Genomic DNA, 12005 nt, shown 5'->3' with positions numbered 1-12005 from the left:
AACGAACCCGACCCCATGGCTGTCTACACTGACGTCTCGGACGAGGACCTTGCGGCCTTCGTCGCCCTTTACGATATCGGCGACACGCTGGCCCTGAAGGGCATCGCCGAAGGCGTCGAGAACTCGAACTTCCTGCTGCACACGACGAGCGGCTATTTCATCCTTACGCTCTACGAGAAGCGGGTGAACCCGGCCGACCTGCCGTTCTTCCTGGAGCTGATGCGCCATCTGGCGGCGCGCGGCATTTCCTGCCCGCAGCCGATCGCCGCGCGCTCCGGCGCGATGCTGGGCGAGCTGGCCGGACGGCCCGCCGCCATCATCTCGTTCCTCGACGGCATGTGGGTGCGCCGGCCCAAGCGCGAGCATTGCGCGGAGCTCGGCGAGGCGCTCGCCCGCTTCCATCTCGCCGGTTCGGACTTTGCCGGCCAGCGCCCCAACACCCTGTCGGTGGACAGCTGGCGGCCGCTGCTGGGCGCCTCGCTCGACCAGGCCGACACCGTCGTCCCGGGTCTCGGCGCAGAGCTGACCGCCGAGCTCGATCATCTGGAGAGCCGCTGGCCGACCGGTCTTCCCTCCGGCGTCATCCACGCGGATCTCTTTCCCGACAACGTCTTCTTCATCGGCGAGCGCCTGTCCGGGCTTATCGACTTCTATTTCGCCTGCAACGATGCCTTCGCCTATGACGTGGCGATCTGCCTCAATGCCTGGTGCTTCGAGCCGGACCTCTCCTTCAACGTCACCAAGGCGCGGGCGCTGCTCAACGGATATCGCCAGGTGCGCGACTTCACGGATGCGGAGTTCGCCGCCCTGCCGCTGCTGGCGCGCGGCTCGGCCCTGCGCTTCCTGCTGACCCGCCTGCACGACTGGCTGCGCGTGCCGCCGGGCGCGCTGGTCACTCCGAAGGACCCGCGCGAATACCTGCGCAAGCTGCGCTTCCATCAGGGCGTTTCCACCGCCTCCGACTACGGGCTCGCCCCATGAGCGAGGCAGCGGCGGAGACGCGCGTCACCATCCACACGGACGGGGCGTGCTCGGGCAATCCGGGTCCCGGCGGCTGGGGCGCGATCCTGCGTTTCGGCGAGCATGAGCGCGAGCTGTGCGGCGGCGAGGCCCAGACCACCAACAACCGCATGGAGCTGACGGCGGCCATCGAGGCGCTGAACGCCCTCAAGCGCTCGTGCAAGGTCGACCTGCACACCGACAGCACCTATGTGCGCGACGGCATCACCAAGTGGCTTTACAACTGGAAGCGCAACGCCTGGCGCACGGCCGACAAGAAGCCGGTGAAGAATGCCGAGCTGTGGCAGGCGCTTGATGCGGCACGCGGCCGCCACGACGTCACCTGGCACTGGGTCAAGGGCCATGCCGGGCACGACGAGAACGAGCGCGCCGACGAGCTCGCCCGCAAGGGCATGGCGCCGTTCAAGAAAAAGTAGCCGTATCGCGGGGTCTGCCCGACTTCACGGGTCAATCCTCGACGAGCGCGCGCAGCCGCGCCGCCGCATCGTCCCATTGCCGCGAGGCACGCTCCAGATAGCGGCTCGCCTCGGTCAGTCCGGCCGGCTGGATGGCGAAGCGGCTCTCGCGGCCGACCCGGGTGCTGGAGACGACGCCCGCCTCCTCCAGAACGGCCAGATGCTTGCTGATCCCCTGCCGGGTCAGGCCGGTGCCGCGCGTCAGCTCGACGACCGACTGCGCAGGCCCGTCGGCCAGCCGGGACAGCAGCGCCAGACGTGTCGGGTCGCCGAGCGCGGCGAACACCGAAGCGACGGAGGACGTGTCAGCTCGAGGGTGCGACATGCCTGGCAATGTTCTCCGCCTGGATGTTCCAGCCCTGCGTGTTGCCGCGCAGGACCTCGAGCCGCCGCGCGTCCGGCAGCGCCTCGAAGCCGCTTTCGGTGATCGTCAGCAAGGTTCCCCCCTCCACCGGCTCCAGCCGGAACTCGACCAGCGTCGTGGGCTGATCGCCAACCGCGAGGCCGGACGCCTCGTCGAAATCGTGCCACCTGAAGGAGAGCAGCCGCTCCGGCTCCATCTTCTCCACGGTGGCGAGCCAGGGATAATGTTCATAGCCGGGATAGGTCATCCGGCCGGTCGAGATGCTGCCGGGAACGAACGGCCCGTCGAGCCTGACCCGAAACCACGCGCCGAATTCCTCGTGGTCCGACAGCGCCCGCCAGACCCGCGAAACCGGCGCCTTCAACTCCACCTTCTTGACGATCCTGTCGCTCATAACGCAACCCTCCGGTTGCCTTTTACCTTACAGCGCACGGATCAAAACGCAACCATCCGGCTGCATTTCAAGGATTGGGAAAAAGGATCCAAATTCCCCGCGCGGTCTTACGACCGCAGCGCGTCCATCTCCGACTGCAGCAGCTTGGTCGCTTGCGCGGCTTCCATCGGCTGGCCGAACAGGAAGCCTTGCGCGTATTCGCAGCCGAGCTGGTGCAGCTCGAGCGAATCGGACTCCGTCTCCGCCCCTTCCGCCACCACCTGCATGCCGAGGTCGTGACCGAGCGCGATGATCGAGCGCAGGATCACCGGACGGGCGCTGCGGCCGTTCGGGCGCACGAAGGACTGGTCGACCTTGATCGTGTCGAAGCGGAAGCGCTGCAGGTAGCTGAGGCTGGAATAGCCGGTGCCGAAATCGTCCAGCGACAGGCCGGCGCCGAGCGCGCGCAGCCGCTCCAGCATCCGCGCCGAATATTCCGGATTGGCCATCACCACCGATTCCGTCAGCTCCAGCTTGAGCGTTCCCGGCGCGATGGAGGAGCGCGACAGCACCGACTTCACGTCGTTGATCAGGTCGTGGCGCAGCAGCTGCAGCGAGGAGATGTTGACGCTGGCGAACAGCGGCACCGGCAGGCGGAAGCTCTGCTGCCAGTCGGCGAGCTGGCGCGCGCCCTTGTCCAGCACGAACAGGCCCAGCTCGTTGATGATGCCCGACTGCTCGGCGATGGGGATGAATTCCGCCGGCGAGATCGCCCCGCGCGTCGGGTGGTTCCAGCGGGCCAGAACCTCGAAGCCGGCGATGGAGCGATCCACCAGGCGCACGATGGGCTGGTAGAACACGGTGATGCCGTCGGTCTTCAGCGCCTTGCGCAGATCGCCTTCCAGCTCGGCGCGGCTGCGCGTGCCGGTCTGCAGCGTCGGGCGGAACACCTCCACCCGGTCGCCGCCGAGCCGCTTGGCATGGTTCATCGCCATGTCCGCCTCGCGCATCAGCTCGGCCGCCGAGGACCCTTCGGTCTCGTAGATGGCGATGCCGACGGAGGAGGTCAGGAACACTTCCCGCTCGCCGAAGGTGATGGGCGAGCGCACCGCGCGGCGCACCGCGTCGGCGAAGGCGGCGATCCGGTCGGCCGACTGTTCGGACAGGAGCAGCAGCGCATAGGTGTCGCCGGACAGGCGCGAGAGCGAATCCTGCGGCTTCAGCTGGCGCGACACGCGCCGCGCGATGGTCAGCAGGATGCTGTCGCCGGCGGACAGGCCGATGGAATCGTTGACCTGCTTGAAGCGGTCGAGATCGATGATCAGCACGGAAGGACGGCCGAGCTTTTCCGCGCGCGAGCGGGCGATGGCCGCCTGCAGCCGGTCCATGAACAGCTCGCGGTTGGGCAGGCCGGTCAGGTTGTCATGCACCGCATCGTGCAGCAGCCGCTCCTCGGTCACCTTCTGGTCGGTGATGTCGAGCAGCGTGCCGACGCAGCGGATCACCTCGCCGTCGGACCCGACGATGGGCCGCGCGCGCAGGCGGAACCAGCGGAAATGGCCGTCGTCGGCGCGCAGGCGGAAGGCCTGCGAGATGCGGCCGCGGCGCTGGTCTATCACCGCGTCCAGCGTGGTGCGGAACGTGTCGCGATCCTGCGGGTGCAGCACGTCGAGCCAGTCGCGCGCCGGCCCCTCCAGCAGGCCCTGCTTGAGGCCGAGCAGGTCCTCCACCTCGTTGCCGGTGGAGATGCGGTCGCGGTCGACGTCCCAGTCCCAGATGATGTCGCCGGAGCCGGTCAGCGCCAGCGCCCGCCGCTCCACGTCGGAAATCAGTCCTTGCGCGATGGCACCGCCCGCGAAGGCGTGCTGCATCACCGTGAAGCCGATCAGCAGCACGATCAGCACCAGGCCGCCGGCCAGCGCCGGCTGGACGATGTCGTTGGCCAACGATCCGGTCACGGTCATCGCCGCGCCCACCAGCCAGGACAGCAGCAGCACCCAGGTCGGCACCAGCATGATCGCCCGGTCGTAGCCCTGCAGCGCCAGCGCCGCGATCACCGCAAAGCCCAGCACGCCGATGATGCCGAGCGAGACGCGGGCGATGCCGGCGGCGACGGAGGGGTCCCAGACGGCGATGCCGAGCAGGCCGAGCACCAGGATCAAGGTGCCGAGCGCCAGGTGGCTGTAACGGATGTGCCAGCGGTTGAGGTTCAGATAGGCGTAGAGGAAGATGATCAGGCTCGCCGCCAGCGCCACCTCGGCGCAGGCGCGGTACAGCTGTTCCTCACCCGGCGTGATCTGCAGGACCTTGTTCCAGAACCCGAAGTCGATGGTCAGATAGGCCAGAACCGACCAGGCCAGAACCGCCGTCGCCGGGAACATGATCGTGCCCTTGACCACGAAGAGGATGGTCAGGAACAGGGCGAGAAGGCCGGAAATGCCGAGGATGATGCCGCGATAGAGCGTGTAGGCGTTGACCGTGTCCTTGTAGACGTCCGGCTCCCACAGGCGCAGCTGCGGCAGGCCGGGCGTGCGCATCTCCACCACATAGGTGACCACCGCGCCGGGATCGAGCGTGATCAGGAAGACGTCCGCCTCCTGGCTCGACTGCCGCTCGGGCGCGATGCCCTGGCTCGGCGTGATCGAGGCGATGCGCGAGGCGCCGAGATCCGGCCAGATCAGCCGCGAGCCGACGAGCTGGAAGAACGGGGCGACGATCAGCCGGTCGATCTGTTCGTCGCCGGGATTGGACAGGGCGAAGACGGCCCAGCTGGTGTTGGTGCCGTCGCGCGAATTCACCTCGATGCGGCGGACGATGCCGTCGGCGCCGGGCGCGGTCGAGACCTGCAGGCTGGCGCCCTCGTTGGGATAGAGATCGACGGCGCCGGTCAGGTCCAGCGCATCGGTGGAGGAGCGAACCTCGACCGCCTCGATGGCTGCTGCCGGAGCATAGGTGATCAGCCACGCCGCCAGCGCGAGCACAAGGAACCTGAAAAGGGGCAAGCGGTTCGTCCGTTTCACGTCGCGCAACGCGCGTTGCCGGAGACTTATCGGCATCCAACCCATCTCACAAGATTTCTTTCTCTCCGGCACCGGCGTCCGTGCCGGGGTCCGCCGGGACCTGCGCCTGCCAGACGGCGACGCTTGCGGCGGAGATGGTGGCAAGGCCCTGCGGCGCGGCGGTATCGCCGGCCAGACGGGCGAACAGCAGATGATCCTGCCATTCCCCGGCGATGCGCAGGTAGCGGCGGGCGTAGCCCTCGCGGCAAAAGCCGGCTTTTTCAAGGAGCCGACGCGAGGCGACATTGTGCGGCAGGCAGGCCGCCTCGACCCGGTGCAGCGACAGTTCAGAAAAGGCGAAGGCGAGCAGTGCCTGCACCGCCCGGCTCATATGGCCCCGTCCTGCATGCGGGGCGCCCATCCAGTAGCCGAGCGAGGCGGTCTGCGCCACGCCGCGGCGGATGTTGGACAGCGTCGCCCCGCCCACCAGCACCCCGTCGGCGAGGCGGAACAGGAAGAAGGGGTAGGCCCGGTCCTCGCGCATTTCGCGCGCATAGCGGCGCAGGCGCCGGCGATAGGAGGCGCGCGACAGCTCGTCCGCCGCCCATAGCGGCTCCCAGGGCTGCAGGAAGGCGTGGCTCGCCTCTCGCAATGCCGCCCATTGGGCATGGTCCTGCGGCTGCGGCTGGCGCAGCATCAGGGCAGTGTCCCCCTCCCCCGCAATCAGGGTCCGGACCGGCTCGGAGCCGGAGAAGGCCCGGAACAAGGACATGTCCGCCTCCGTGCAGGTCTCAGGCGCCGACGGCGCGCGCCGGCATGGCACCACCCAGCCGCTCGGCCACCGCGTCGGCGTCGAGCGGCAGCGGCAGGCCGCCCGTCTTCGGCCCGACGACGGAGAGCGTCGGCACCCCGGCGAAGACCTTGGCGGCGGCAGCGCGCACGCTGTCCAGCGTCACCGCGTCGATGCGGCTCTGGATCTCCTCCGGCGACAGTACCTCGCCATGGATCATCAGCTGGCGGGCGATCTGGCCCGCGCGGGCGGCCGGGCTTTCCAGCGACATCATCAGTCCGGCGCGGATCTGCGCCTTCGAGCGGTCGAGGTCGGCCTGCACGATCTCCTGCGAGGCGCGGCCGAGTTCGTCCACCAGCACGGGGAAGAGCTCGCCGATATCCTCCTCGCCTGTCGCCGCATGGACGCCGAACAGGCCGGTGTCCTGGAACGCCCAGTGGAAGGAGTAGATCGCGTAGCACAGGCCGCGGGTCTCGCGGATTTCCTGGAACAGGCGCGAGGACATGCCCCCGCCCATCACCGAGGCCAGCACCTGCACCGAGTAGTAGTCGGGCGCGCGGTAGGGCACGCCCTCGAAGCCCAGCACCAGCTGGACCTCCATCAGCTCGCGCTCCAGCAAGGTGCTGCCGCCGTTATAGTGGGCGGCGACCGGCTCGATGCTCGGCTTGCCCGACAGGCCGCCCAGATGCTCTTCGGCCAGCTTCACCACCGCGTCGTGGTCCACCGCGCCGGCGGCTGCCAGCACCATGTTCTCGGCCCGGTAATGCTCGGAAAGATAGGCGCGCAGGTCCTCCGGCGTGAAGGACATCACCGTCTCGCGGGTGCCCAGGATCGGCCGGCCGATCGCCTGGTCGCTCCAGGCGGTTTCCTGGAACTGGTCGAACACCTTGTCGTCGGGCGTGTCGTGCGCGGCACCGATCTCCTGCAGGATCACGTGCTTCTCGCGCGCCAGTTCCTCCGCATCGAAGCTGGAATTCTGCAGGATGTCGGCGATCAGCTCGACCGCCAGCGGCACGTCCTCGGCCAGGATGCGGGCATAGTAGTTGGTGTGCTCGACGCTGGTGGAGGCGTTCAGCTCGCCGCCGACCGCCTCGATCTCCTCGGCGATCTGCCGCGCCGTGCGGGTCGCCGTGCCCTTGAAGGCCATGTGTTCGAGCAGATGAGTGATGCCGTTCTGGTCCGGCGTCTCGGAGCGGGAGCCCGCTCCCACCCACACGCCGAGCGCGGCGGTGCGCAGGTGCGGCATGGTGTCGGTCACGACCCTGAGGCCGTTGGCCAGCCTCGTCACCCGCACCTGCATCAGGACACCTCCATCGTGGCGGCGCGGGCTGTATCGAGGATGTGGCGTTCGATCTCGCCGCGTTCGGCCGCCATCTTCGTGAAGCGCTCCGGAGCGCTCATCATCGGCTCCAGCTCCGGCGGCAGCGCCGGGCGCACGCCGCAGGCCGCCTCCACCGCGTCGGGGAACTTCGCCGGATGCGCCGTCGCCAGCACCACCATCGGTGCCTCGCTTGCCGGCTGCTGCTCGGCCACATGCAGGCCGATGGCCGTGTGCGGATCGAGCAGGTAGCCGGTCTCGCGCAGCGTGCGCTCGATGGTCGCCGCCGTCTCCGCCTCGCCGCAGCGCCCGGCATCGAAGCCCTCGCGAATCGCCGCCAGCGGGCCGTCCGCCAGCTCGAAACGGCCGGACTGCGAAAGCCGTGCCATCAGCGAACGGATTTGCGCGCCGTCGCGCCCGTGCACCTCGAACAGCAGCCGCTCGAAGTTGGACGAGATCTGGATGTCCATCGACGGCGAGATCGTCGGCACCACGCCGCGGGTCTCGTAGGCGCCGTTTTCCAGCGTGCGGGCGAGAATGTCGTTGGCGTTGGTGGCGATCACCAGCCGCTCGATCGGCAGGCCCATTTGTGCCGCCACATAGCCGGCGAGGATATCGCCGAAATTGCCGGTCGGCACGGTGAAGGACACCGGGCGATGCGGCGCGCCGAGGGCGGCGCCGGCCACGAAATAGTAGACCACCTGCGCGACGATGCGCGCCCAGTTGATCGAGTTGACGCCGGCCAGCTGCACCCGGTCGCGGAAGGCGGCATGGGTGAACATGCCCTTGAGGATCGACTGGCAGTCGTCGAACGTGCCGGCCAGCGCCAGCGAGTGCACATTGGCCTCGGTCGGCGTCGTCATCTGCCGGCGCTGCACGTCGGACACGCGCCCGTCCGGGAACAGGACGAAGATGTCGGTGCGCTCGCGGCCGCGGAAGGCCTCGATCGCCGCCCCGCCCGTGTCGCCCGAAGTGGCGCCGACGATGGTGGCGCGCTGGTCGCGGGCGGCCAGCACATGGTCCATCAGCCGGCCGAGCAGCTGCATCGCCACATCCTTGAAGGCGAGCGTGGGACCGTGGAAAAGCTCCAGCACGAAGCGGTTCGGCGCCACCTGCACCAGGGGCGTCACCGCCGGGTGGCGAAAGCCCGCATAGGCCTCGCGGATCATCGCGGCGAGATCCTGCCGGGAAATGTCGTCGCCGACGAAGGGCTCGATAACCGCCTGGGCGACTTCCGCATAGGGACGTCCGGCAAAGCCGGCGATGGTCTCGCGCGACAGTTTCGGCCATGTCTGGGGAACGTAGAGACCGCCATCCGCGGCAAGTCCGGTCAAAAGAACGTCGGAAAACCCGAGAACCGGCGCCTCGCCCCTGGTACTGACATATTTCACGGCGGCGATATCCTCCAGAAAGTCTTTCTTGCGAACCGGGAGCGGATGCGTCCGCCGCGCCAGTTCGCCCGGCGGGGCGGCCCCCCGTTCCTGGCGTTCCGGCCTCGGTCGCATCCCGGTCTGCGGTCCGGTGTGCCCTTGCAAGCCCGGCGGCCTGCCTGCCCCGGCAGCTCCGCCTCGTCCGGCCAGGCGCCCGTCGGGCGCTGGCGGTCAATGCTCAGGCGCACCCTATCTCTCGGCTCGGGTCCGGGCAAGCCGGATGGTTTGCCAGCAGCAATGCGCGCACCGGGTAACACGACCCGCCGCCCGCAAACCCGCGCCCGGCGCCGGGCCCGCGCGGTGTTCAGGCGTGGCCGGCTTCGCTGGACAGCATGGCCGGCGCGATGCCGATCTTGGCGAGCGCCCGGTCCCACTTGCTGTCGAGCGCGGTGTCGAAGACGATCGCCTCGTCCGCCGGTCCGGTGATCCAGCCGTTTTCCTGGATCTCGGCTTCCAGCTGCCCGGCGCCCCATCCGGCATAACCGAGCGCCAGCATCGCCTGTGCCGGCCCGCGCCCTTCGGCGATGGCGCGCAGGATGTCGAGCGTCGCGGTCAGGCAGATGCCGTCCTGCACCGGCATGGTCGAGTTGGCGATGACGAAGTCCTGCGAATGCAGCACGAAGCCGCGCCCGGTCTCCACCGGGCCGCCGCGATGCACCTGCATGCGGTCGGCAGGCGCCGGCAGGCGGATGCTCTCGTCGTCGGGGATGATGTCGAGCTGGCGCAGCAGCTCGGGAAAGCTGAGGCTCGGCGCCCGCTGGTTGACGATGATGCCCATCGCCCCTTCCGCCGAATGGGCGCACAGATAGATCACGGAATGCGCGAAGCGCTCGTCCGCCATTTGCGGCATCGCGATCAGCAGCTGCCCCGCGAGCGAGGTCCGGCTGAGGTCGTCGCTTTTCATGGCCCCTGGTTCCTCTCCTGCGCCCGGCCCATTTCGCCGGGCCCGTCTCGCCCGGCCACTATCGCCCGCCCATCCTGCCGGCACACCCTGCGGCATGTTTCTCCGGCCTGCGGCCGCGAAGCGGCGCGCTAGCGGGGCTCCATCTTACGTCGGGCCTTGCAGCATGTTAACCGCCGCAGCACCCGCGATCACGCAGATGTGGCGCTTCGCCTGTGGACCCGCAAGGCGATTTGCGCCAACACTGCCAGTCGCTTGGCCGACAAGATGGAGCAGTTCGCCGGGATTGCCATGCAGAACAGGACCTTTTTTGCCCGCCGTAACTCACGCGCCCTTGCGCGCCTTGCCGCAGCCGCCTTGCTGCTCGGGTCCCTGGCGCTTGCCGGCCCCTTCGGCGGTGCTGCCCAGGCCGGCGAAAGCCCGTGGACACGCGTGGGCGCGGCCAGCATCCGCCTCGTCTCCACCGGCCCCAACTCCACCGGCCCCACCACTCCTGGCGAGGCGCCGACTGCCGGGGATGCGGCGCTGGAGATCCGCCTTGAGGACGGCTGGCATACCTATTGGCGCTTTCCGGGCGAGGCCGGCATCCCGACCGTCGCCGATTTCAGCGCCTCCTCGGGCCTTGGCTCGGCCCGCCTGCGCTTTCCCGTGCCCGAGCGCTATTCCGATCCTTACGCCACCTCGATCATCTATCACGACCGCATCGTGCTGCCGATCGACCTGGAGCCGACACCGGGCGAGACCGCGCCCGTGCTTCGCGCGCATGTGACGTTCGGCATCTGCCGCGAGATCTGCATGCCGGGCGAGGCCCAGCTGGAACTGCCGCTGGCCGAAGGCGGACCGGACTTTGCCGCCCGCCAGGCGATTTCCGCCGCAAGGGCCGCCCTGCCGCGGCCGCAGGGCGAGGCGCCGCCGCGCATTGCCGCCATCGAGCGGGAAGAGCTCGCCCCGGCCGAGGGCAAGGCGCCCGAGGAAACCCTCGTCATCACCGCCGAGCTGGCATCGCCGACCGATCCCGTCGACCTGTTCGCGGAAGGCGCGCAGGGCTCCTACAACGGCGTGCCGGTGCTGCTGGAGCGGGACGGCACCACCGCCCGCTTCACCCTGCCCGCGCGCGGCCTTGCGAGCAGCGACGACGGCACCCGCCCCCTCGCCCTGACCCTGGTGGAGGGCAAGGCCGCGGTCGAGCATCGCAGCGAATTGCCGCCGGCGGCGAACTAGTCTGTCGCTGCCGCTCGACGGACGCGCCGGAACACCCTATGTCAGGAGGCGGACGCCATGCGGCGGCCTGCCGCATCGCGACGCCCTCCGGCTCACCTTTCTGAGGAGACTTCCGAACATGACGATCAAGGTTGGCGACACCCTGCCCGAGACCAAGTTCAAGATCATGACTGCCGACGGCCCGGCCGAGCGCAGCAGTTCCGATCTCTTCGCTGGCCGCACCGTGGTTCTCTTCGCGGTTCCCGGCGCCTTCACGCCGACCTGCCACAACAACCACCTGCCGGGCTTCGTCGAGCACGCGGACACGATCCTGTCCAAGGGCGTCGACGAGATCGCGGTGGTGTCGGTCAACGACGTGTTCGTGATGAATGCCTGGGCCAAGGCCACCGGCGCCGAGAAGATCACCTTCCTGGCCGACGGCAGCGCCGACTTCGCCAAGGCGATCGGCCTGGAGCTCGACGCCTCGGGCGCCGGCCTCGGCATCCGCTCCAAGCGCTATGCGATGATCGTCAAGGACGGCAAGGTCACGGCCCTCAACATCGAGGAAATGCCGGGCAAGGCCGAGGTTTCGGGCGCCGCCGGCATCCTCGCCGCGCTCTGATCCTGACGCCTTCGGCCGGGGCCTTCGCGCACCGGCCGGAGCCACCGCTTGCCGGTGCTTTTCAAGCCGGGCCGCCTCGCGGTCCGGCTTTTTCATGGCGCAGGCCATAACTCCGCCATGACCCGGCACCTTGCGCGGCCCCACCCGCGGGATGTCATCCCGGTTTCGGCACAGCCGAAGACCGGGATCCAGTAACCCCGTGCGGTTCGAGTGAGGCCTCGGCGGTGCCGCTAGCGGCCTTCGCGATGGCCGGCAGACGCCTGTGCGCCACCATCCGCCCAGGCGGATACTGGACGCCTGCCTGCGCAGGCGTGACAGCCATAGAGGTGGCCATGCGCTCGCGCCTCGCCCCTGCCGGGGTTGCCATTGGATCCCGGATCGTCGGCCTTGCGGCCTCGTCCGGGATGACAACCGAGAGGGCGAGATGGCGATCAGCACCGGGTTGACGGCCCGAGAATGACACATCCGCCCGCATCCCCAAGGCCGTCACCCCGGGCAAGCGCAGCGCGACCCGGGGCCTATTGGTTGCCAGA

Annotated in this window: 10 protein-coding genes and 1 pseudogene; 4 read left to right on the top strand and 7 right to left on the bottom strand. The window is 68.9% G+C overall.

Going from position 1 to position 12005, the window contains the following annotated elements:
- Positions 1-15 precede the first annotated feature (15 nt).
- Both thrB and rnhA read left to right on the top strand, forming a co-directional pair.
- Complete coding sequence (gene thrB, locus H7H34_RS04240) at positions 16-981, top strand: homoserine kinase (protein WP_120268681.1); 966 nt, start codon at positions 16-18, stop codon at positions 979-981.
- Positions 978-1436: a ribonuclease HI gene (rnhA, locus tag H7H34_RS04235; protein ID WP_120268680.1), complete on the top strand. Its 459-nt coding sequence runs from the start codon at positions 978-980 to the stop codon at positions 1434-1436. Before thrB ends, rnhA begins: the two co-directional genes overlap by 4 nt.
- A gap of 31 nt (positions 1437-1467) precedes the next feature.
- On the opposite strand, the gene H7H34_RS04230 is transcribed toward rnhA, so the two are convergent.
- From H7H34_RS04230 to H7H34_RS04200, 7 genes and pseudogenes are all read right to left on the bottom strand, one after another.
- The gene (locus H7H34_RS04230) at positions 1468-1800 is read right to left on the bottom strand and encodes an ArsR/SmtB family transcription factor (RefSeq protein WP_185924350.1); all 333 of its coding nucleotides are present in this window, start codon (positions 1798-1800) and stop codon (positions 1468-1470) included.
- Positions 1781-2233 carry an SRPBCC family protein gene (locus H7H34_RS04225; protein ID WP_185924349.1) on the bottom strand — a complete coding sequence of 151 codons (453 nt, stop codon included), beginning with the start codon at positions 2231-2233 and terminating at the stop codon, positions 1781-1783. Before H7H34_RS04225 ends, H7H34_RS04230 begins: the two co-directional genes overlap by 20 nt.
- Positions 2234-2340: 107 nt before the next feature.
- Positions 2341-5268: an EAL domain-containing protein gene (locus H7H34_RS04220; protein ID WP_185924348.1), complete on the bottom strand. Its 2928-nt coding sequence runs from the start codon at positions 5266-5268 to the stop codon at positions 2341-2343.
- A 10-nt stretch (positions 5269-5278) separates the two neighbouring features.
- On the bottom strand, positions 5279-5983 hold the full coding sequence (locus H7H34_RS04215) for a GNAT family N-acetyltransferase (protein WP_120268677.1): 705 nt from the start codon (positions 5981-5983) through the stop codon (positions 5279-5281).
- A 19-nt stretch (positions 5984-6002) separates the two neighbouring features.
- Positions 6003-7247 carry a M16 family metallopeptidase gene (locus H7H34_RS04210; protein ID WP_371811448.1) on the bottom strand — a complete coding sequence of 415 codons (1245 nt, stop codon included), beginning with the start codon at positions 7245-7247 and terminating at the stop codon, positions 6003-6005.
- 152 nt (positions 7248-7399) lie between these two features.
- A pseudogene (gene thrC / locus H7H34_RS04205) lies at positions 7400-8824 on the bottom strand (threonine synthase); the annotation flags it as partial.
- A 229-nt stretch (positions 8825-9053) separates the two neighbouring features.
- Positions 9054-9653 (bottom strand): YqgE/AlgH family protein, encoded by a 600-nt coding sequence (locus H7H34_RS04200; RefSeq protein ID WP_120268674.1) that lies wholly within the window; start codon positions 9651-9653, stop codon positions 9054-9056.
- A gap of 198 nt (positions 9654-9851) precedes the next feature.
- On the opposite strand from H7H34_RS04200, the gene H7H34_RS04195 reads away from it, so the two are divergent.
- Together H7H34_RS04195 and H7H34_RS04190 are read left to right on the top strand one after the other, a co-directional pair.
- Positions 9852-10871 (top strand): protein-disulfide reductase DsbD domain-containing protein, encoded by a 1020-nt coding sequence (locus H7H34_RS04195; RefSeq protein ID WP_185924345.1) that lies wholly within the window; start codon positions 9852-9854, stop codon positions 10869-10871.
- 118 nt (positions 10872-10989) lie between these two features.
- A complete protein-coding gene (locus H7H34_RS04190) occupies positions 10990-11472 on the top strand; it encodes a peroxiredoxin (RefSeq protein ID WP_120268672.1) in 483 nt (160 codons plus the stop codon).
- Positions 11473-12005: the final 533 nt, after the last annotated feature.

The sequence above is a fragment of the Stappia sp. 28M-7 genome, assembly GCF_014252955.1.
Classification (GTDB): domain Bacteria; phylum Pseudomonadota; class Alphaproteobacteria; order Rhizobiales; family Stappiaceae; genus Stappia.
The sequence above is the reverse complement of the archived record's forward strand: the minus strand, read 5'-3'. Positions and strand labels throughout refer to the sequence as shown.

Bases quoted from the DNA above. Each gene is read 5' to 3' on its own strand.
- thrB (WP_120268681.1), top strand. From the start codon at position 16: ATGGCTGTCTACACTGACGTCTCGGACGAGGACCTTGCGGCCTTCGTC.
- rnhA (WP_120268680.1), top strand. From the start codon at position 978: ATGAGCGAGGCAGCGGCGGAGACGCGCGTCACCATCCACACGGACGGG.
- H7H34_RS04230 (WP_185924350.1), bottom strand. From the start codon at position 1,800: ATGTCGCACCCTCGAGCTGACACGTCCTCCGTCGCTTCGGTGTTCGCC.
- H7H34_RS04225 (WP_185924349.1), bottom strand. From the start codon at position 2,233: ATGAGCGACAGGATCGTCAAGAAGGTGGAGTTGAAGGCGCCGGTTTCG.
- H7H34_RS04220 (WP_185924348.1), bottom strand. From the start codon at position 5,268: ATGCCGATAAGTCTCCGGCAACGCGCGTTGCGCGACGTGAAACGGACG.
- H7H34_RS04215 (WP_120268677.1), bottom strand. From the start codon at position 5,983: ATGTCCTTGTTCCGGGCCTTCTCCGGCTCCGAGCCGGTCCGGACCCTG.
- H7H34_RS04210 (WP_371811448.1), bottom strand. From the start codon at position 7,247: ATGCCGCACCTGCGCACCGCCGCGCTCGGCGTGTGGGTGGGAGCGGGC.
- H7H34_RS04200 (WP_120268674.1), bottom strand. From the start codon at position 9,653: ATGAAAAGCGACGACCTCAGCCGGACCTCGCTCGCGGGGCAGCTGCTG.
- H7H34_RS04190 (WP_120268672.1), top strand. From the start codon at position 10,990: ATGACGATCAAGGTTGGCGACACCCTGCCCGAGACCAAGTTCAAGATC.